Here is a 20899-nt window from a genome sequence, read left to right on the forward strand (position 1 = left end):
GCTCGCTCCCAGAATTATTGGTTATTAATTTTTCATTCTTAATTGAAGAGTTGGTACAATTTCTGAATAAACGATTGCAATTAAAATATTTACTATGAAAAATTTATTTTTATCTGCAGTAGTTGCCACGGCAACTTTGGCGAGCTGTTCTACAGTTTCATCGATTTTACAGAATACTTTTCCGTATAACGCAAACATTTTGGTAACATCGGGCTCACCTGCAAACACCACATTGTCGAATGTTTCGGCGGCGCAAAGCATCAATCAGTTAACAGGAGCGGGAGCAAATGTTCGCGACATACGAGTTTCTAATGCAACGATTTCCGTTGGTTCAGGAAGCAGCGTCGGGATTTTCAAATCTGTGAAAGTGTATTTGTCAAACAACGGAAGCAACGAAGTTTTAGTGGCTTCACGAGAAAATATTCCTGATAACGTGGGAACTTCACTTGCCTTGGATTTGAACACTTCATCAACTTTGGATAATATTATGAAATCGGGTGCGGTTCAGCAAAGATTGGTGTATGTGTTGAAACAATCTCCAACTTCTGATATTTCTGTGAGAACTTCATTGAATTTTAGCAGTGTGCCAAATACGAATCCATAGTGGAGGAGTTTAGAATAGAAAAAAAATCGTCAAATTAGTTTTGGCGATTTTTTTTAATTTTTTTTTCGTTTATTTTTTACTGAACTTTTTCTTCATAAACTTCTTTTTCCAAGGGTTTTATTTCTCCGATTCCATAAAGTTCACTTTTTGTAATCGTCATGTTATCAAGCATATCGACGAAATTTTTATAATTTGAATCTTCGGCTGGTTTGATGATAACGGTGAAAATTTCAGGTTTTGGAGCTTTCTTTTTCGCTTCTGAAATAAGTTTTGCAATTTCAGAACCTTTGAAAGTGGTTTCTCTTAAGACGTCTTTATTTAAATCTTTTGCTTCGGCTTGATAATAGAAAACTCGGTTTTCTTTACCCATGATCAACGTAATCTGATTTCTAAAATCCACTACATTTTCATTGATAATGGGAGGTTTTGGTGGATAACTTAAATCCATCACATTCGGTTTGGTAAAATTTGTGGTGAACATAAAAAAGGTAATCAACAAAAATCCCAAATCAACCATCGGTGTCATATCTACTCGGATTTGACTTTTCTTTGAAAGCGATTTCTTTTCGCCTTTCGAATCTTTTAGAGCAAGATTTTCCATAATTAAAATTTTAGGGAATTGAACAAAATTGAAAAATTATTTAAAACTTATTAAACAATTAAAATTTTATCATCAATATTTATACCTTGTTTTTAAAATTATTATGGATTTGATAATTTTTTTAAATGCTGCACACAAAAAAATCCCGAAAGTCTTTCAACCATCGGGATTTGTATTATTCATTACTGATTGCTCATTGCTTATTCTTAAAAAAGTCAATTCCGCATTTCAAGAAATTTTTAAATTCCTCTTTCGGCATATAACCAGAAACAGGATGATTAATCACTTTTCCATCAGGCGTTACCAAAACGTAATGCGGTTGAGAGTTATTATTAAAGTTGACTTGTTGAAACAAGGACCATTTGTCGCCAATAGTTTTGATTTTTTTCTTCTGTCCATTTCCCATATCCACAGAAGTCTGCTCGTTTTCAGGCAGTTCCTCCTTATCATCAACATAAAGTGAGGCGAGAACCACGTCGTTTTGAAGCATGGGCAAAATATCGGGTTCGCTCCATACGAATTCTTCCATTTTACGGCAGTTTTCACAACCATAACCTGTGAAATCGATGAGTAAAGGTTTGTTTTCCTTTTTGGCAATTTCTATCGCTTCAAAATAATCGTGAGAAGGATGCATTCCGAGAATTCCGTCTTTTTCGTTGTGGAGATAACTCACGTTGATCGGTGGCAAAATTCCGCTTAAATGCTGAAGTTTTGGTCTTTCTGCGGGAAATAATCCTTGAATTAAATAAATGATAAATCCAATTCCTAGTACTCCGAAAAGTTTTCTTGTCAGCGAAATTTTCGGGTTTTTGTCATCATGCGGAAATCTGATTTTCCCGAATAAATAAAGGACTAAACCAATCGTAATTAAAATCCACAAAACGATGAATAATTCTCTTTTCAAGAAAAATGTTTTGGAAACCAAGTCAGCTTTTGATAAGAATTTCAAAGCCAGTCCCAATTCGATGAAACCTAAAACCACTTTCACGGTGTTCATCCAGCCTCCAGATTTTGGCAAACTTTGTAAAGCTTGTGGAAATAACGCTAAAAGTCCGAAAACAATCGCCCAACTCAAGCCAAATCCTGCCAAAGCAAAAGTGAGCAACATCGGAACGTTTGCAGAACCCGTAACGGCGCTTCCCAACAAACTTCCCAAAATTGGTCCTGTACAGGAAAATGAAACGATGACCAAAGTCAACGCCATGAAAAATATTCCGATTATTCCGCCTGCTTCTTCGGCTTTTGAAGATTTGTTGGCAATGGAACTCGGTAAAGTGATGTCGTAATATCCGAAGAAACTTCCCGCAAAAAATAGAAATATCACAAAGAAGAAAATATTTAGCCAAACTGAAGTGGAGATTTGGTTGAAAATATTTCCCGCAATTCCATCAATAATATGAAACGGAACGGAAAGCAAAACGAAAATAATCAGGATGAAAAATCCATAAATAATGGCGTCACGTTTTCCTTTTGCTTTGTCTTTCGATCCTTTTGTAAAGAACGAAACCGTCAAAGGAATCATCGGGAAAACGCATGGAGTAAGCAATGCGATTAATCCGCCGAAAAATCCGAGAAGTAGATACGTCCAAAAATTTTCATTGTTTTTTTGTTTGGCGACACCGCAATCCGTCAACGGATTTTCATGGTCGATGGAAGAAATTTTTAATCCTTCTTGTTTTGCTTGAATCGTCGGAGTAGCTGTTGCCGCAATGGTTTCAGTTGGATTTGTTATGACAGAATCATTTGTTGCAATGGTTTGTGTAGGAGTATCATCTTTTGTCACAACAGCAGTTCCTGCAGAAGTTGGAACCACTTTTTGCTCAAATTCTAAAGTATTGGGAGCTAGACAAACTCGGTCGTCACAAGTTTGATAGGTGATTTCTGCAACAACATTTGCAGGTTTGGAATTGTTTTTAAGTTTGAATTTTTGTTTAAATAAAACCAAATCAGAATAATACACGATTTGTGCACCGAAAGCTTCAGAAAATTCGTCATGTTTTTTTCCGACTTCCACCACTTTTCCGATGAGGTCGATTCCATCTTTTGATTTTAATTTCATTTCGGTAGGAATTCCCGAATCAGGCGGCAAATCTTTCGAGTAAATATGCCAATTTTTATCGATGGTTGCCGTGAGAACTGCTTCGTATTCGTTATTAGGAAGCGAATTGATGTTGTATTTGAATTTTACGGGGTCCTTGATCTGCGCCGAAATTCCTTGAAAAAGAAACAGCAGAATAAGAATTAGAAAACTTTTGAATTTCATTTTTTACTTTATTTATTTTTTCTGCCACATAGGCACATAGGAAACATAGTTTTATGCGCAATTCTATGTGCCTATGTGGCTTAATATTTCAGTTTGATTAAGATTTGTATTTTTTATTTTTTGCCACATAGGCACATATGAAACATAGTTTTATGCGCAATTCTACGTGCCTATGTGGCTTAATATTTTAGTTTGATTAAGATTTATACATTTATTTTTGCCATATAGAAACATAGAAAAGAAAGTGTTATGCGCAGTTTTATGTGCTTATATGTCTTTAATATTTCAGTTTGATTAAGATTTTTATTTTTTATTTTTTGCCACATAGGCACATAGGAAACATAGTTTTATGCGCAATTCTACGTGCCTATGTGGCTTAATATTTTAGTTTGATTAAGATTTATACATTTATTTTTGCAATATAAACATAGAAAAGATAGTTTTATGAGCAATTCTATGTGACTATGTGGCTTAATATTTTAGTTTGATTAAGATTTGTATTTTATATTTTTTGCCACATAGGCACATAGAAAACATAGTTTTATGAGCAATTCTATGTGACTATGTGGCTTTAAATCTTCATTCTAATCAAACAAAATATTTAATTATTTTTAAATTTTTTCACAACAATTGCTGATAATATTTGCTTAAAAATGTTTTTTGACCTTCCTTGAAAATATTAGTTACATTAAAATTGACAAGAATTGCTTTTGGTGTCTTCAACAGATTCATATAATTCAAGGTTTGTGCGGTGTGAATATCATGTAAATCAGCAACCGACTTCACTTCCAGAACAATGCATCCTTCTATCAAAAAATCACATCTTAAATCGCAATCCAAGTCTTTACCTTTATAATCAACATGAATATTGAATTCAGATTCGTAATTAATCTCTTGAATTTTAAATTCTTCTTGCAGTGCTTTTATATAAATTTTCTCTAATAATCCCGGTCCCAAAATTCTATGAACTTCAATACAGCAACCAATTATTTTATAGGTAAGATCTGTGATATATTTTTGAGTCATAATGTTTAAGTCAGCAAAGTATTTCTATTTTACTTTTATTTTTAGAATCGCTAAAATAAGGATTCTCATTTACTTTTCCTTTCTTTTCGAGCATAAAATTTCGTCGCGTGTGATTTTGATTTCGTGGGTTTTGCTTCTGAAAAACTTTCCGTTTTCAGCAGAAATTACCTTGCCAATTTCATCACCCGAAAATCCAAATTTTCTGATGATTTCGGTGATGATGAACGGTTCTTTTGACAATAATTTCTTTCGATTTAAAAGTGTTTCGACTTTATCTTCTTTAAGTATAATGTCGCTAAAAGCATTTTCAATGGAACTTTGAATAAAATTGTTAGCATCATTTAAATAGGAAAGAGAATCTTTAAATCCATTTAAAAAATTTGTAGAAACTGCAGTGATTTCGGGAATGATTTTGTTCCTAATTTCATTTCTCAAGTAATCATTTTTTTGATTCGATAAATCCTCCTGAAATTCAATCTTGTTTTCCTTTGCAAAAGCATAAATTTCCTCTTTGGAAAAATTCAGAAGCGGTCGAATGATTTTATTATCGTTGGATGGAATTCCGCTCAAACCCTTAATTCCTGAACCCCGTGAAAGATTGATGAGAAAAGTTTCCAACTCGTCATTCAAATGATGTGCAGTGACGATATAATCTAAATTTTCTTCCTTTAAAATCTTAAAAAAGAAATCATACCGCAAATTTCTCGCCCAAAGTTGGATGGAGTTTTCAGGCTTTTTATCCTTTTCCGAAACTGGGTATAAATGGAATTTAATATTGTTTTTAAAGCAAAAATCTTCAACCAATTTTTGGTCTGAATCTGAATCTTCACCACGAAGTTTATAGTTAATGTGGGCTATTTCAAATTTCAAATTACAAATCTCAAATAGCGATGCAAGTACCATCGAATCAACTCCGCCACTTGCTGCCAAAAGAAATTTTCTCTGTTCAAAATTATTGAGCAGTTTCTTGATAGATTGCAGAAATAGTTCTGAAGTAATCAAATTTTAAGGAATATTTAGCAAAGATAATTCTTCTCTTTTAAAATGAAATCTCTATTTTTGGCTGAATTATAAACAGAATCGATATGAAAATGGGAAAAATTTTAGCCGTTTTGGTAATGGCAATCACTTTAACTTCTTGCGTGAGTAAGAAGCAGTTCGACGCGATGAAAATTAATTATGACCAATGCATCACCAATATTGGCGAAAGACAGCGTGAAATTCAGGATTTGAAGGCAACCAACGCAGGTTTGTCAAGCGAAAACAGTCTTTTGAAAGACCAAAACAACGCTTTAAAATCGTCACTTGACGCATGTTTGGCAAATCAAGGAAAAGGTTCGGCCAATATTGATAAGTTGATTGGCGAAATCAATTCTTCCAACAAATACATCAAACAGCTGATTTCTACGAATGCGAAAAACGACAGCTTGAATTTGGCATTATCAAACCGATTGAAAAGATCGTTGGATAATGTGGCGGATCAAGATGTTCAGGTAAAAGTTTTGAAAGGAGTGGTGATGATTTCGTTATCCGACAAAATGCTTTATAAGACAGGCGATTACAACGTTTTACCTCAAGCTCAAGAAGTTTTGGGTAAAGTGGCTAAAGTGATTAATGATTACGACACTTATTCCGTATTAATCGAAGGAAATACCGATAATGTTCCGTTGAATTCTTCAAGTTTACCGAAAGACAATTGGGATCTTTCTGCATTGAGAGCAACTTCGATGGCGAAAATTCTCCAAACTCAATTTGGTGTAAATCCCAACAGAATTACTGCAGGAGGACGTAGCGAATACAACCCGAAAACAACCAACGCATCCGTTTCGGGAAGAGCTGAAAACAGAAGAACAGAAATCATCATCATGCCAAAACTCGACGAGTTCATGAAGTTGATGGATATTGCTCCGGTGAAAAATTAATTTAGCATTGTTAACTTCAAGCGCTAACAACGCTCCAAATAACTCGCAGATTTGGCGGATTTAGCAGATGATAAAATCTGCGTCATCTGCAAAATCTGCGAGATTTTTATTTATTTTTGAAAAATATCATACATTTTACATCCAGCATCCAACATATAACATCCAACATTTTATGAGTTTTTTCGAAGAAAATTGTCCCGAAATGGACCGCTATTTAGAAACCCACGCTTCTTCCGAACCTGAAATTTTGAAACGTTTGCGAAAGGAGACCTTTCAGAAAACCACGCAACCACACATGATTTCGGGATATCAACAAGGAAGATTATTGTCGATAATCTCTAAAATGATTCGTCCAAAAAACGTTTTGGAAATCGGGACTTTCACAGGTTATGCAACACTTTGTTTAGCGGAAGGTTTAAGTAAAGACGGAAAAATCACGACTTTGGATGTGAATGAAGAACTCGCCTATCTGCCGAAAAAATATTTTGCTGAAAGTGAGTTTTCCAATCAGATTAATTTTAAACTTCAGGACGCGAAAGAATTTTTAAAGGAAGCGGATGAAACTTTTGACCTTGTTTTCATCGATGCAGACAAAGAAAATTATGTTGAATATTTCACTTTAATCAAGCCAAAATTACAATCGGGTTCAGTTGTTTTGTTCGATAACGTTCTTTGGTACGGAAAAGTTTTGGAAGAAAATCCGAAACAAAAATCTACCCAAAAAATCAAGGAATTAAATGATAGGATTGCAAACGACGAAGATTTTGAAAATCTTATTTTACCTTTGCGCGACGGTGTGAATTTGCTGCGAAAACTGTAGGAACAAATCGTGATTTGTCCGAAGTTGGCACAATTTAACCTCGTAACACGCATCTCGTAACACGTAACTCGTATGAACAAAGCAATCTGCGCCGTTTCAGTCGCACCAATTCGGGCACAACATTCTCATCAGTCGGAAATGACTTCCCAACTTTTGTATGGCGAAAGTCTTGAAATTATTGAAATTGAGGAAAATTTTTCTAAAATAAAGATGGATTTTGATGGTTATGAAGGTTGGGTTGATTCCAGGCAGATTTCCAAGATTTCGGCTGAAGAATTTGAAAACAGAAGAACCGAAATTATTTCAAAGCCTTTTGGAATTTATGATGTAAAAGGAGGAAAAAATTTGCTTTCTATGGGAAGTGAACTGAATTCTGAAACTGAAAAATGCACTGAAACTATACATAATGAAAGCATCGCCGAAACCGCAAAACATTTTTTAAACGTTCCTTATTTATGGAGCGGTAGAAGTTTTTTCGGCATTGATTGCAGTGGATTTGTGCAGTTGGTTTATAAAGTCCACGGAATTTCATTGCCGAGGGAAGCTCGCGAACAATCTGAAATGGGTCAGGTTTTAGATTTCATCGAGGAAAGTGAAGCGGGAGATTTGGCGTTTTTTGAAAACTCAGATGGAATTATTTCGCATGTCGGAATCATGTTGGAAGACCAAAAAATTATTCACGCTTACGGAAAAGTTCGGATTGATTCGCTAGATTCGGCGGGAATTTATAATGCCGATCTGAAAAAACATACGCATAAGTTGAGGTTTGTGAAGAGTTTGAGGGTTTGAGGTTTTTTTAAGTACAACTATTTTTACTTAAATAGAAATCTTTTTTATCTTTATGAATTGAACTTCTATGGGTTATTAAATCATGTTAAAAAACATTTCATTTTTTCTAAAGCTATCTTCATTTTTCCTTTTAGTTTTTATTTGGGTTTATACCATGATTACTTACGGAAAGCTTCCTGAAACTGTTCCCATTCATTTTGGTTTAGATGGAAAAGCAGATGGTTTTGGTTCGAAAAACACCAATTGGTTTTTAGCGGGGATTTCGAGTGCAATCTTTATTTTAATGATGTACCTTTCACAAAATCCAAATGCTCCTGGATTGAATATTCCTGAAAATCTGAAAAAAGATCCTGCAATTTCGGAATTTGTGGTGAGTATTTTGTGTGTTTTGACTATGTTTCTTTTTGCAAATATTAATTACGAAAGTATTCAAGTTTCTTTAGGAAAAGTTGAAGGTTTAAGCCATATCACGAATTACATTTTAGGATTAATGTTTTTGTTTATCATTGCAATGATGATTTATTCTTGGAGATTAACGAAAAAATCTAAAATTTAACAACGAACCAGCATTTTCAAATTTTTCAAATTAACACATTTTCAAATTGAAATTCCTTTACAACATATTCGTTTCCCTACTCATTTTCGGAATGAAAATCGGGGCAATCTTTAATTATAAGTTGAAGAAAGGTTTGGCGGGAAGAAGACAAAGTTGCGGAATCGTGAAATCTACATTTTTACCCACGGACAAAGTGATTTGGATGCACGCTGCAAGTCTCGGTGAATATGAACAGGGACTTCCTGTTTTAGAAAAATTGAAAGAAAAGTTTCCTGAACACAAAATCTTGATTACCTTTTTTTCTCCTTCAGGTTATGATAATGTCATCAAGAAAAATCATATTGCAGATGCGATTTGCTACCTACCTTTCGATACGGAAAAGTGGGTGAAAGAATTTACCGTCAACTTTCAAACAGATATTTTTTTCACCGTAAAATATGATTATTGGTACAATCTTTTGCAGGAACTGAAAAAACAAGGGGCGAAAATTTACGTCGTTTCTGCCTTGTTTTATGAAACCCAAGTTTTCTTTAAAGCTTACGGAAGCTGGTTTGTAGAACAGTTAGAAAAAAACATTGATTGGTTTTTTCATCAAACGAAACATTCTACAGCTTTGGCGAAAGGAATCGGTTTGAAGAATTCTTCAACAGCGGGAGACACAAGATTTGACCGTGTAAAACAACTTCGCGACCGGAATAATTCGGTTGATTTTATAACTGATTTTAAACAAGGCAAAAAGACCATTGTTTTTGGAAGTTCGTGGGAATCAGAAGAACGGTTGGCGGAAATTATCGCTTCCAAAAATCGGGAAGTTAAGTTAATTATCGCACCGCATGATTTGAAAAGGGTGGAACACCTGAAAAAGATTTTCCCGAATGCGATTCTTTATTCGCAACTCTCAAACCCTCAAACCCTCAAAATCTCAAACGCTCAAACATTGATTGTCGATTGCATTGGTTTGTTGTCGAAACTGTATTCTTATGCGGATATTGCAGTTGTCGGTGGTGGTTTTCATTCAAAAGGGCTTCACAACATTTTGGAAGCTGCGACTTTCGGAGTTCCGGTTTTCTTTGGCGACCAATATCAAAAAAATCCAGAAGCCGACGAATTGATCGCGCAAAATGGCGGCAAATCTTTTGAAGACGAATTTTTTGCAGCGCCTTATATTATGGGACTTTTAAAAGATGAAACTCTGATGAAAAAAATGGGAGAGAATGCTAAAAACTTCATCAACTCACAGCCGAATGCATCGGATTATATCTTAAAAAGAATTTTGGCTGATTCGGAACAACAAATTCTTTCTAATTAAAAAGTTTGGAATATTTCTTAAAACCGTTAAACGCCCAATTTGCCGTGTAATACATCGATTTCAACGTCGAAAATTTCATGTAATCCTTGTAAACCAAATACTGATCGAGCATGATGTTGGTCTTTTTGCGGGAAATGCTTGAAGCGTGCATTCTGTATTTAGCCATGGTTTTCGGAAGTGGTTTTCCAACGGGAATTTTCTTTAACAAATTTAGCCACATGACGTGATCTTCGCGTTTGCTACGTTCGGGAAAAAATTCTTTTCCAACCCTTTGTGAATCGTACATTGAGCTTAATAAAGACAATCTACAAGTTTTCAATAAATTATTAAAACTCACGTTTTTATCCGCCTTAAAATCGTCAATTTTCGGAATTAAATTTTCATCGCACCTCGAATAATTGGAGTAGGCGAGTTCCGCATTTTCCTTTTTCATGAACGAAACCATTTCCTCAAGGAAATTCGGCTCCCAAAAATCATCTGCATCCAAAAAAGTAATGAATCTTCCGCTCGCTTTTTCTAGTGATAAATTTCTAGCATGCCCCGCTCCGCCATTTTTTTCGGCAACCGTTAATTTAATTCTTTCGTCATTCACTTTTCTAATGATTTCTACAGAATTATCGGTGGATTTGTCATCAGTAATCAGCCATTCCCAATCGGTAAAAGTTTGGTTTAAAACCGAATCAATCGTTTGTTGAAGGAATTTTGATGAATTATAGCAAGGCGTTATAATAGAAACTTCGGGCATCAAATGAGTTTTTGCAAAGATAATTAATTTGAAAATTGCAATGGACTCCTAAATTCGTTTCAAAACCTTAAATTTGTAGCTTATTATTCATTATTTATACACAGAAGAATGTTTTACGATCACCAATCGATAGAAAAAAAGTGGCAGAAATATTGGGAAGAAAACCAAACCTACAAAACTTCCGACCAAACTGATAAACCAAAATTTTATGTTTTAGACATGTTTCCTTATCCTTCAGGAGCGGGTTTGCATGTTGGTCACCCGCTTGGTTACATCGCTTCGGATATTTATGCGAGATACAAAAGGCATCAAGGTTTCAACGTGCTGCATCCGATTGGTTACGATTCTTTCGGATTACCTGCGGAACAATACGCGATTCAGACAGGAACTCATCCCGCAATTACAACCCAGCAAAATATTACCCGTTACGAAGAACAATTAAGAAAAATTGGTTTTTCCTTCGATTGGAGCCGCGAAGTAAGAACTTCCGATGCATCTTATTACAAATGGACGCAGTGGATTTTTATTGAACTTTTTCATTCTTGGTACAATAAAATCACTGATAAAGCGGAACCGATTCAAACCTTAATCAAGCATTTTGAGGAACATGGAACTGCAAATTTATCGGCAGTACAAAATGACGAATTACATTTCACTGCGGAAGAATGGAAAAACGCTTCTGAACTTGACAAACAAGATATTTTATTAAACTATCGATTGGCTTATCGTGCTGAAACAACCGTGAATTGGTGTCCTGCTTTGGGAACTGTTTTGGCGAATGATGAAGTGAAAGACGGTAAATCTGAACGTGGCGGTTTCCCTGTTTTCCAAAAGAAAATGATGCAGTGGAGCATGAGAATTACCGCATATTCCGAAAGATTGTTGCAAGGTTTACAGAATATCGATTGGCCACAACCTTTAAAAGATTCGCAGGATTATTGGATTGGGAAATCGATGGGGGCAGAAGTCAGATTCCCCCTTTCCCCCAAAGGGGAGAACGACTCTACAAATAAATCTCTACAAAAAGAGTCCAAAAAATTTGGCTATTTGACAGGAGGAAATAATTCGGCACTGTTAATTAAGAAAGCACAAGAAAATAGGGACAATCCAACAGAAGCAGAGGCATTACTTTGGGAACAGTTAAAATCAAAAAAATTAGAGCATAAATTCAGAAGACAACATTTGATTAATGATTTCATTGTTGATTTTGTTTGTCTTTCGAAAAAGTTAATAATCGAAGTTGATGGAGGTTATCATCTTGCAGCAAAACAGCAAATTTCTGATGAAGAAAGAACTAAAGTTTTAGAAAATGAAGGATTTGAAATCATTAGATTTAAAAATCAAGAAGTAATTGGCGACAATGAAAACGTCATTAAAACAATCATTCAAAAATTAGAATCTCGACCAAATTTCGCTGAAGAAAAATTAAGTAATGACAGCTTAAGCGAAATTCAATCAGATAATCAACCATTGCTCTCCCCTTTGGGGGAAAGGGGGATAGAGGTTTTCACAACCCGTCCCGATACTATTTTTGGTGCAACTTTCATGGTTTTAGCTCCCGAAAATCCCTTGGTTGAAAAATTGACAACTCCTGAACAAAAAACGGAAGTTGATAATTACATCGATGAAACTTCCAAAAAAACAGAACGCGACAGAATGGCGGATGTGAAAAATGTGTCGGGCGCCTTCACGGGAAGTTATGCGGTAAATCCTTTTACAGAAAAAGAAATTCCGATTTATATTTCAGATTACGTTTTGATGGGTTACGGAACAGGTGCGGTGATGGCGGTTCCTGCACACGACGAGAACGACCACCGTTTTGCGAAGAAATTCAATTTGCCAATTATCAATGTGATCGAAAACGAGAATGATGTTCAAGAAGAATCGTATGATTCCAAAGATTCAGTTTGTGTGAATTCCGATTTTTTGAATGGGATGAAATATGATGAAGCCAAAGCAAGAATCATTGATGAAATCACCAATCGTGGAATTGGTCACGGAACGACAAACTATAAACAGAGAGACGCAATTTTTTCCCGCCAAAGATATTGGGGAGAACCTGTACCTGTTTTCTATAAAGACGGAATCCCTTCTACACTGCCTGTTTCCGCGCTTCCATTGGAACTTCCCGAAGTTGAAAAATATTTGCCGACAGAAAATGGTGATCCGCCTTTAGGAAACGCCAAAAATTTTGCGTGGGACGAAATGAATGAGAAAGTAGTTTCCACAGATTTGATTGACAACATCACTGTTTTTCCTTTGGAGCTTTCTACAATGCCTGGTTGGGCAGGAAGTTCGTGGTATTTCTTGAGATACATGGATCCGAAAAACGATCAGGTTTTTACCGAAAAAAATCTTTCCGATTATTGGGGACAAGTTGATTTGTATATCGGTGGAAGTGAACACGCGACAGGACATTTATTGTATTCCCGTTTTTGGAATATGTTTTTGAAAGACCGGGGTTATATCGAGCAGGATGAACCTTTCAAAAAATTGATTAATCAGGGGATGATTTTGGGGATGAGTGCGTTTGTTTTCCGAATTGATGAAACCAATCAATATGTTTCTAAAAATTTGGCAAAAGACTACCAAACTCAAAAAATCCATGTTGATGTTTCTTTATTAAAGGGAACTTCCGACGAATTGGATATTGAAAAATTCAAAAATTGGCGTTCAGAGTTTGCTGATGCAGAATTTATTTTAGAGGATGGAAAATATATTACCGAAAGGGAAGTAGAAAAAATGTCCAAATCAAAATACAACGTGGTAAATCCCGACGATATCTGTGAAGAATATGGTGCGGATTGTTTGAGGTTGTACGAAATGTTTTTGGGGCCTTTAGAACAAAGCAAACCGTGGAATACACAAGGTTTAAGCGGTGTTTACGGATTCTTGAAAAAATTCTATAATCTTTACTTTAACGGAGAAGTCTTTGAAGTTTCAGAAGAAGAACCGACAAAAGAAGAATATAAAGTCCTTCACACTTTAATTAAAAAAGTGGTTACGGATATTGATCATTTCTCTTTCAATACTTCTGTAGCGCAGTTTATGATTGCGGTGAATGAATTCCAAAAGTTGAAAACCAACAAGAGAAAGATCTTGGAACCCCTTGCAATCCTTGTTTCTATTTATGCACCGCACATTTCCGAAGAGTTATGGGAAAATTTGGGATATTCAAGTTCCATTGAATTTGAGCCTTTCCCAAAATTTGAAGAAAAATATTTGGTTGAAGACGAAATTGAATATCCTGTAAGTTTCAACGGAAAAATGAAGTTTAAGCTAAAATTGCCTGCAGATTTATCTGCTCAACAAATCGAAGAAAGCGCAATGGGCGATGAGAGAATAATTCAGCAATTAGCAGGAAATTTGCCAAAAAAAATCATCATAGTCCCAAAAAAAATCATTAATATTGTTACGTAAAAAAAATCATGCAGAAATTTTTTCTAAAGCAATCGTAAAAAAAAGGCGGTTAATTTTTTGAATTTTTAATGGTATTTTTAAAATCGGTTATTATTATCAAAATTGATTTCAATTTTTAGTAATTATGTAATGTTAATGAATCTTAACATCAAAAAAATTATTTCCGATACCGTAGAAATACTTGCATTATTAAATATTTTAACTTTATTTTACACCTCGAAAATTAAAAAAAATAACAATTATAATTTAGTTTAGTATGGAAATGAATGTTTCAAACAACGAGCACGTAGATGTTGCACCAAAGAAAAAAGGAGGATTAAATCCAGCTTTTATCTTGCCAATTTTGTTAATCGTAGGTATTGCGATTTACATTTTTGTTTTAGGAAGCCCTAATAATTTTAAAGAAGATGCGAGGATTGCAGGACAGGCTTCTGTTGCTTTTGCTGATCTAGACGCAAAAGAGCTTCATCCTTCATCGTTCATGGGAATTATTTATATGGGTGGACCAATAGTACCAATCTTGATTACTTTCATGATTACGGTAATCGTTTTCTCTTTCGAGCGTTTCTTCGTTCTTAGAAAAGCTTCTGGAGCAGGAAATCTTGATAACTTCGTAGTAAAAGTAAGAAGTTTGTTGAACCAAAACAGAGTTGACGAAGCTTTGGAAGAGTGCGACAGACAACAAGGTTCTGTAGGAAATGTGGTGAAAGAAGGTCTTACAACTTACAAGGCGCTTGCTCACGATACATCGTTAAACAAGGAGCAGAAAATGGTTGCTTTGAACAAGGCAATCGAAGAAGCTACAACTCTTGAAATGCCGATGTTGGAAAAGAATATGATGATTCTTTCAACTTTAGGAACTGTTGCAACTTTGGTAGCGCTTCTTGGAACGGTAATCGGGATGATCAAGGCGTTCTTCGCTTTAGGTTCAGGTGGTGGAACACCGGATGCGGCTGCATTATCAATCGGTATCTCTGAAGCACTTATTAACACGGCTTTAGGTATTGGTACTTCTGCAATCGCGATTATCCTTTACAACTACTTTACTTCTAAAATCGACGGGTTGACTTATAAGATTGACGAAATCGCAATGTCTATCCAACAGTCTTTCGCTGAATTCCACTAAGAATTCCAGGCAAAGTATTTGCATTAAAAAAATGCAGTTTTAGAAAGTATAATTTAATTAAGAAAAAATAATGGCGAGAGTTAAACCAAAAAGACACGGTGTAGTAACCGATATGACCGCGATGTGCGACGTTGCGTTCCTGTTACTTACGTTCTTTATCTTGACCACACAGTTCAAAAAACCTGATGTGGAGCAAATAAAACCGCCATCTTCGATATCAGAGAAATTATTACCTGATGGAAGTTTAATGACTGTAAATGTTACACCCCAAGGAAAATTCTATTTCCAGCCTGTAGAAAACGGAACTGAAAGAATGCAGCTTCTTGACAATATGGGTAAAAAATACGGGATGACTTTCAACAATAATGAGAAAGTGGCGTTTACGAAAGTTCAGGCAATCGGTGTACCGATGACTCAACTGAAAAGTTACTTGAACATGTCGGAAGATGAGCAAAAAGCGTATAAAAGTCCTACAGGAATTCCTATGGACAGTACAAAAAAGGAATTAATCGATTGGGTACAACAAAGTTTGGCCGTGAATCCTGATTACAAAATGGCAATCAAAGGAGACGTTTCTACAGAGTATCCAAAAGTAAAATCCCTATTTGAAGGTTTAAGAGATATCGATTTTCTTAAATTCTGGCTGATTACATCACAAGAAGGAAAACCTAACGAATAATTCACTAGAAATGGCAGAAGTACAAGTACAGGAAAAAGGCGACAAAGGCGGCAAGGTCCGTTCGAAAAAGCAGAATACCCGAGTTGACATGACTCCAATGGTGGATTTAGGATTCCTATTAATTACGTTCTTTATGTTTACGACAACATTTAGCAAACCAAACGTGATGGATCTAGGTTTACCTGCAAAACCAAAAGCAGACCAACCAAAACCGCCACCAACTGAGATTGATTTAACCAACTCAATTTCGTTAATATTAGGAAAAGACAACAGAATATTCTATCATCAGTTGGATCAAGCTGGTTTGAACGAACAAACTTTGCAGGAAACAACTTTTGACAGAACTGGAATTACAAAAGTAATTGAGCAGGCAAAAGCCAGAGCTAAAGATCAAACCAAATTTACGGTAATCATCAAGCCAACGGACGATGCAGTATATAAAAATTTTGTAGATATGCTTGACGAAATGGCAATTACCAAGAATGAGATTTATGGTATCACCGATATCAAACCTTGGGAGAAAGCTATTTATGAAAAGAAAGTTTCAGGAACGGCAACTCCAGCTCCTACAAAATAATTTAATTAAATAATTTAATATTTATTTAGAATGGCAAACGAAACTCGATACGATGATAATCTTACCCTAGACGAAATCGTATTTGAAAACAGAAATAAGGAATACGGTGCCTATGACTTAAGACACACGTACCCAAAACTACTCACAAGAGCCTTTGTGATTGGTACGATTCTGTTCTTGATTTTGGCATTATCTCCATTAATTTATTCCACAATCAAAAGACTTACCGCACCTGATAAAGTTGAGGTAAAAGCAGATTTGGTAAATATTTTGGAAGAGGATCCAATTATAGAACAGCCAAAAGAGGATGAACCACCACCACCGCCACCACCGCCTAAAGAAGAGCCTAAACAAGAGGTGATTCAAAACGTAGTTCCAGAGCCGGTGAAAGCACCAAAGGTTGAAACTCCACCTCCACCAATTACAAAACAGTTGGAAACAACAACAGGTTTAGTTAACCAAGAAGGTGTAAAAACACCTAGTTACACTCCACCACCGCCACCGCCGTCAACAGGTACAAAAACTGAAACGGTGGAAGTGAAGCCTCAGGTTTCTGAAACTCAGGTGTACACGGAAGTGGAGCAGTTGGCAGAATTCCCGGGAGGAATCAACGCTTTTAGAAGTAAAGTAAATAGTAATTTCGATACTTCTGTAATGAATGGTGATGAAGGTGTTGTGAAATCTGAAGTTACTTTTGTAGTTGAAAGAGATGGAAGTATTACTGATGTAAAAGCCACTGGTAGTAACTCTGCAATGAATGCTGAAGCAATCAGAACTGTGAAGTCTATTAAAAATAAATGGGCTCCTGCAAAAATTAATGGTCAAGCTGTACGTTACAGATACAGATTACCATTAACGATGCAGTTTGAATAAAAGTAAAATTTATAAAATTTTCTTAAAAGAGAAGCGTTGGCTTCTCTTTTTTATTTTTTTGTGTATTTTTGCTTTTATGATGTTTAATTGGTTGTCTTTAATAACGGGAATTTTTTATATAGTTTTAGGAATTGCCGTTATCATTTATAAGTTCTTTATTATTTTTTTAGAACCAAATATTGCATACCCTTTGGGAGGGTTGCTCATATTATATGGAATTTTCAGAATAGGTCGCGCCATTTACAGAATACGTCAGGATAGAAATGAAGCATAATTTTCAAATTTTTCTCATTAGTTTTTTTGTCCTGGTCATTTCGTGCAAAAAGACCGACAAAATTGTAGATAATCCACAGCTTGGGACCATAACTGTTACAGCAGATGAATCTTTCAAAAGTGTATCAGAAGCACTCACTGAAAGATATATGGCATTAAATCCTAATACCAAGATTAATTTGGTCATCAAAAAAGAAGATTTGGCTTTCTTGGATTTGCTCGATAACAAAGCACGCGTGATTATAATGTCGCGAGAATTGACTGAAAAAGAAAAGCAAGGTTACAAGGACAAAATTGATATGGAAATGCAGCCTGCGAAATTTGCGGCAGACGCTGTAGTTTTTGTGGTTCCTAAAAATTCGGCCAAAGAAAACATTTCTGTAGAGGAAATAGAAAAGGAACTTCAGTCAGATAATAAAAAGATTATTTTTGATGGCACAAATTCCAGCAATTTAAATTTTGTAGCGCAGAAGTTTAAATCCACGCCAGATAAATTGAAATATTCTATTATCAGTGGGAATAAAAATATTATTGAACAACTTAACAAATACCCCGATAAAATTGGTGTTATTTCTTTAAATACTATAAGCAGACCTTATGACAAAGAGTCAGAAAGTTTAAAGAATTCTGTTAAGATTTTAAAAGTGGTCGAGGGCGGAAAATCGTATGAACCCGACATTATCAATTTAAAAAATATGACGTATCCGTTCACAAGAGTTTTATATTTTCTTACCAACGAAGGTTATTATGGTTTGGGTAATGGATTTATAAGGTTCTCATGTCAGCAATTAGGTCAAATCGTTGTTGAAAAAGAAGGTTTACAGCCTTATAACATCTTTAAGAGAGAGGTTCAGATGCGTTAATTTTTATAAAAATCTACCAATAGAAATCCCCTTGAAATTTTTGGTACAAAAATTGGGTATTATGTAAACACAAATTAAAATTATTTAAACAAATTAAAATGAAAGATATAATGAATTTATCTAAAAAAATTACTTTAGGAGTTGCGGCAGCTTTCTTGTCTAGCTTTGCTTTCGCTCAAACTTTGCAGGAAGGCATTGCCAATGCTGATAGCCATAAATATGCTGCAGCAAGGCAAGTGTTCAACGATATGGTAACTAAATCTGCAACTGCTGAAAATTATTTTTATTTAGGAAACTCTTTTTTAACTCAGTTCGAACCCAATTTTGAAAAAGCTACCGAGAATTTCAATAAAGGACTGATGGCCGATAAAAAAAGCTATTTGAACAGGGTTGGTTTAGCATCAGTTAAATTAGGAAAGGGTGATAAATCAGCAGTAACAGAGATCCAAAATATAGTAAAAGATTCTAAAGAAAAAGACGCTGAAGTTCTTTACAGAGCTGCAGAAGCATTAACACTTTTTGGTGGTGCGCAAACTGCAGATTTAGCAATTGAGTACCTAAACAAAGCAGTTGAAAGATCGGCTAAAAATGGAACTCCTGCAAACTACTATTACACTCTCGGAGATGCTTACAGACTTAAGTTAACAACAAGCCCACAAGTTGCAGGTGCGGCAATGACGGCGTATGAGAAAGCCCTTCCAACAGCAAAGAACAAGGCTTCCGTTTATACAAGAATTGGAACACTTTGGATGCAGGCTCAACAATGGCAGCAAGCGAAGCAAAATATTGACAAAGCAATTTCTATCGATCCAACTTACGCACCTGCTTACAAAGCAAAAGCTGGATACAGTATCAAATATCAGCAAAATGCTCTTGCAACGCAAGATTTAATCAACTATGCAAAATATGCAGATGAAGATGCAAATACCCAGTTGGAAATATCGAAGCTATTTTTTACCAACGAGGATTATGCAAACTCCAAAACATATCTCGACAAGGTTTTTGACAAGGTTGATGACCCAATCAAATATAAGTTGAGAGCTTACTTATTATATGCAGATGGAGATTATGCGGGAGCAAAAACCGCTATGGACACTTTTATTTCTAAAGCAGATAAATCTAGAGTTCTTCCAGCAGATCAAGGTTTAGAAGGGTTGCTCGCAGCAGGATTGGCAGAAAAAGAAAAGGATGCAACTAAAAAAGCAGCGTTATTGGCGGAATCTCAACAGAAGCTTGCAATTGCAAAAGCTGCTAAGGACGAGACAATGAAATGGGATGATGAACTACTTAAGATTAAAGGCGGTGGAGGAGTAAATCAAGCTGCAGTTGACGCAGGTCCAACGAATCCTCAAATTGAAGGATTGAAAAAGATGGTAGCAGCAAATCCACAAGATACGGACGCTTTATTTAAATTGGCAAACGCTTATCAAGAAGCTAAAAATTGGAACGGGGCAATTATGTCTTGGCAAAAAATGAGCGGATTGCTTCCAGATTGGGCCCCTGCGTATTATAGTATAGGTTATGCATACCAACAAGCTGGTCAATCTGAATTAGCTAAATCAGCATACGAAAAATTCATAAGCACTGTAAAGCCTTCAGAGATGGAAGCTAACAAAGAAATTCTTTCCTATGCTTATTTTGCTGTCGCTTATTTGGTAAAGGAGAATGATCCAGTTAAAGCGAAAGACTACGCAGCAAAATCAGTACAGTTGAATCCAACCTACCAAGATGCTGTAAACTTGAACAAACAGTTAAACAAATAGTTCTTTAATATAAAGACCAATCAGTTCCCATTCGAAAGAGTGGGAATTTTTTTGTAGCGTGCAGTTTTACGCTACTTTCAAAGTCAGTCCCGCTTTCCGCTCATACTCCTCATCCCGAAATTTCGGGATTGCGGGGTAACCGCTGCAATCGGGGCTAAAAAGAAATTGATTGCTTCTTTTCAAACTTTTAAGAGCACTTCAAAATCCTATTATGCATAAATAATCAAACTTCTTCTACGTGCTAAAGTGAAATTTTTCTTTCAGAAAATCAAACACTTGTGATTTTAATTAAGAAATATTAGCTAAAAAATTTGCATTATTAGAGAAACTCAGTATTTTTGCAATCCCAAATCGAGAGAGGCGGAGCGAAGTAGAAAACATAAACAAAGAAGATTTGTTGAGGAAAAAGCCTCTGTAATTTTTTTAAAAAAAGTTTTGGTGTATTGAAAAATCTTTTTATCTTTGCAGTCCCTAATCGGTAGAGTTTGGGGTAGCGGAGTAGAGGATTTGGTTATGAATTTGGTAGGGGTTAAAATCTCTGAAATTTTTCGCGCTGAATTTTAAGCAGTTAGAAAATATTTTAAATTTTTCTCCAAAAAATTTTGCCACATCAAAAATAGTTCATACTTTTGCACTCGCAAATCGGAACAAACGACAGAGAGAGTTTCCGGGGCGCGAAGAGAATACAAG

The 20899-nt window shown here is 35.5% G+C and carries 18 protein-coding genes; 13 read left to right on the forward strand and 5 right to left on the reverse strand.

Annotated features, from left to right (window positions below; genetic code table 11):
* Nucleotides 1-94 precede the first annotated feature (94 nt).
* Nucleotides 95-604: a hypothetical protein gene (locus J4771_RS10450; protein WP_224134949.1), complete on the forward strand. Its 510-nt coding sequence runs from the start codon at nucleotides 95-97 to the stop codon at nucleotides 602-604.
* 76 nt (nucleotides 605-680) lie between these two features.
* On the opposite strand, the gene J4771_RS10455 is transcribed toward J4771_RS10450, so the two are convergent.
* The 4 genes from J4771_RS10455 to tilS form a co-directional block, all read right to left on the reverse strand.
* Entirely contained in the window at nucleotides 681-1205 is a 525-nt protein-coding gene (locus J4771_RS10455) for a biopolymer transporter ExbD (RefSeq protein ID WP_224134950.1), read from the reverse strand.
* 193 nt (nucleotides 1206-1398) lie between these two features.
* The gene (locus tag J4771_RS10460; RefSeq protein WP_224134951.1) at nucleotides 1399-3468 is read right to left on the reverse strand and encodes a protein-disulfide reductase DsbD family protein; all 2070 of its coding nucleotides are present in this window, start codon (nucleotides 3466-3468) and stop codon (nucleotides 1399-1401) included.
* Between the two features lie 621 nt (nucleotides 3469-4089).
* Complete coding sequence (locus J4771_RS10465) at nucleotides 4090-4494, reverse strand: GxxExxY protein (RefSeq protein WP_224134952.1); 405 nt, start codon at nucleotides 4492-4494, stop codon at nucleotides 4090-4092.
* Nucleotides 4495-4563: 69 nt separating this feature from the next.
* Nucleotides 4564-5496 (reverse strand): tRNA lysidine(34) synthetase TilS, encoded by a 933-nt coding sequence (tilS, locus tag J4771_RS10470; RefSeq protein WP_224134953.1) that lies wholly within the window; start codon nucleotides 5494-5496, stop codon nucleotides 4564-4566.
* Nucleotides 5497-5579: 83 nt separating this feature from the next.
* Here tilS and J4771_RS10475 point away from each other — a divergent pair, with 83 nt between their 5' ends.
* The 5 genes from J4771_RS10475 to J4771_RS10495 all read left to right on the forward strand — a co-directional run bounded on the left by J4771_RS10475 (nucleotide 5580) and on the right by J4771_RS10495 (nucleotide 9890).
* The gene (locus J4771_RS10475; protein ID WP_224134954.1) at nucleotides 5580-6416 is read left to right on the forward strand and encodes an OmpA family protein; all 837 of its coding nucleotides are present in this window, start codon (nucleotides 5580-5582) and stop codon (nucleotides 6414-6416) included.
* A gap of 172 nt (nucleotides 6417-6588) precedes the next feature.
* Entirely contained in the window at nucleotides 6589-7236 is a 648-nt protein-coding gene (locus tag J4771_RS10480) for an O-methyltransferase (RefSeq protein WP_224134955.1), read from the forward strand.
* 72 nt (nucleotides 7237-7308) lie between these two features.
* Complete coding sequence (locus J4771_RS10485; RefSeq protein WP_224134956.1) at nucleotides 7309-8025, forward strand: C40 family peptidase; 717 nt, start codon at nucleotides 7309-7311, stop codon at nucleotides 8023-8025.
* 82 nt (nucleotides 8026-8107) lie between these two features.
* Nucleotides 8108-8581: a DUF1648 domain-containing protein gene (locus J4771_RS10490; protein ID WP_224134957.1), complete on the forward strand. Its 474-nt coding sequence runs from the start codon at nucleotides 8108-8110 to the stop codon at nucleotides 8579-8581.
* A 46-nt stretch (nucleotides 8582-8627) separates the two neighbouring features.
* A complete protein-coding gene (locus tag J4771_RS10495) occupies nucleotides 8628-9890 on the forward strand; it encodes a 3-deoxy-D-manno-octulosonic acid transferase (protein ID WP_224134958.1) in 1263 nt (420 codons plus the stop codon).
* On the opposite strand, the gene J4771_RS10500 is transcribed toward J4771_RS10495, so the two are convergent.
* Nucleotides 9883-10635 (reverse strand): glycosyltransferase family 2 protein, encoded by a 753-nt coding sequence (locus J4771_RS10500; RefSeq protein ID WP_224134959.1) that lies wholly within the window; start codon nucleotides 10633-10635, stop codon nucleotides 9883-9885. The genes J4771_RS10495 and J4771_RS10500 overlap by 8 nt on opposite strands.
* A gap of 108 nt (nucleotides 10636-10743) precedes the next feature.
* On the opposite strand from J4771_RS10500, the gene leuS reads away from it, so the two are divergent.
* The 7 genes from leuS to J4771_RS10535 all read left to right on the forward strand — a co-directional run bounded on the left by leuS (nucleotide 10744) and on the right by J4771_RS10535 (nucleotide 20209).
* Entirely contained in the window at nucleotides 10744-14055 is a 3312-nt protein-coding gene (leuS, locus tag J4771_RS10505; RefSeq protein WP_224134960.1) for a leucine--tRNA ligase, read from the forward strand.
* Nucleotides 14056-14311: 256 nt separating this feature from the next.
* Nucleotides 14312-15181, forward strand: a complete 870-nt coding sequence (locus J4771_RS10510; protein ID WP_224134961.1) for a MotA/TolQ/ExbB proton channel family protein — start codon at nucleotides 14312-14314, stop codon at nucleotides 15179-15181.
* A gap of 70 nt (nucleotides 15182-15251) precedes the next feature.
* Nucleotides 15252-15860, forward strand: a complete 609-nt coding sequence (locus J4771_RS10515) for an ExbD/TolR family protein (RefSeq protein ID WP_224134962.1) — start codon at nucleotides 15252-15254, stop codon at nucleotides 15858-15860.
* 10 nt (nucleotides 15861-15870) lie between these two features.
* Entirely contained in the window at nucleotides 15871-16437 is a 567-nt protein-coding gene (locus J4771_RS10520) for an ExbD/TolR family protein (RefSeq protein WP_224134963.1), read from the forward strand.
* Nucleotides 16438-16467: 30 nt separating this feature from the next.
* Nucleotides 16468-17310 (forward strand): energy transducer TonB, encoded by an 843-nt coding sequence (locus J4771_RS10525; protein WP_224134964.1) that lies wholly within the window; start codon nucleotides 16468-16470, stop codon nucleotides 17308-17310.
* 263 nt (nucleotides 17311-17573) lie between these two features.
* Nucleotides 17574-18446: a PstS family phosphate ABC transporter substrate-binding protein gene (locus J4771_RS10530; protein WP_224134965.1), complete on the forward strand. Its 873-nt coding sequence runs from the start codon at nucleotides 17574-17576 to the stop codon at nucleotides 18444-18446.
* Between the two features lie 98 nt (nucleotides 18447-18544).
* Nucleotides 18545-20209, forward strand: a complete 1665-nt coding sequence (locus J4771_RS10535; protein WP_224134966.1) for a tetratricopeptide repeat protein — start codon at nucleotides 18545-18547, stop codon at nucleotides 20207-20209.
* Nucleotides 20210-20899: the final 690 nt, after the last annotated feature.

This window comes from Candidatus Kaistella beijingensis (genome assembly GCF_020084865.1).
GTDB classification, from domain to species: Bacteria; Bacteroidota; Bacteroidia; order Flavobacteriales; family Weeksellaceae; genus Kaistella; species Kaistella beijingensis.

Bases quoted from the DNA above. Each gene is read 5' to 3' on its own strand.
- J4771_RS10450 (WP_224134949.1), top strand. From the start codon at position 95: ATGAAAAATTTATTTTTATCTGCAGTAGTTGCCACGGCAACTTTGGCG.
- J4771_RS10455 (WP_224134950.1), bottom strand. From the start codon at position 1,205: ATGGAAAATCTTGCTCTAAAAGATTCGAAAGGCGAAAAGAAATCGCTT.
- J4771_RS10460 (WP_224134951.1), bottom strand. From the start codon at position 3,468: ATGAAATTCAAAAGTTTTCTAATTCTTATTCTGCTGTTTCTTTTTCAA.
- J4771_RS10465 (WP_224134952.1), bottom strand. From the start codon at position 4,494: ATGACTCAAAAATATATCACAGATCTTACCTATAAAATAATTGGTTGC.
- J4771_RS10475 (WP_224134954.1), top strand. From the start codon at position 5,580: ATGAAAATGGGAAAAATTTTAGCCGTTTTGGTAATGGCAATCACTTTA.
- J4771_RS10480 (WP_224134955.1), top strand. From the start codon at position 6,589: ATGAGTTTTTTCGAAGAAAATTGTCCCGAAATGGACCGCTATTTAGAA.
- J4771_RS10485 (WP_224134956.1), top strand. From the start codon at position 7,309: ATGAACAAAGCAATCTGCGCCGTTTCAGTCGCACCAATTCGGGCACAA.
- J4771_RS10490 (WP_224134957.1), top strand. From the start codon at position 8,108: ATGTTAAAAAACATTTCATTTTTTCTAAAGCTATCTTCATTTTTCCTT.
- J4771_RS10500 (WP_224134959.1), bottom strand. From the start codon at position 10,635: ATGCCCGAAGTTTCTATTATAACGCCTTGCTATAATTCATCAAAATTC.
- leuS (WP_224134960.1), top strand. From the start codon at position 10,744: ATGTTTTACGATCACCAATCGATAGAAAAAAAGTGGCAGAAATATTGG.
- J4771_RS10510 (WP_224134961.1), top strand. From the start codon at position 14,312: ATGGAAATGAATGTTTCAAACAACGAGCACGTAGATGTTGCACCAAAG.
- J4771_RS10515 (WP_224134962.1), top strand. From the start codon at position 15,252: ATGGCGAGAGTTAAACCAAAAAGACACGGTGTAGTAACCGATATGACC.
- J4771_RS10520 (WP_224134963.1), top strand. From the start codon at position 15,871: ATGGCAGAAGTACAAGTACAGGAAAAAGGCGACAAAGGCGGCAAGGTC.
- J4771_RS10525 (WP_224134964.1), top strand. From the start codon at position 16,468: ATGGCAAACGAAACTCGATACGATGATAATCTTACCCTAGACGAAATC.
- J4771_RS10530 (WP_224134965.1), top strand. From the start codon at position 17,574: ATGAAGCATAATTTTCAAATTTTTCTCATTAGTTTTTTTGTCCTGGTC.
- J4771_RS10535 (WP_224134966.1), top strand. From the start codon at position 18,545: ATGAAAGATATAATGAATTTATCTAAAAAAATTACTTTAGGAGTTGCG.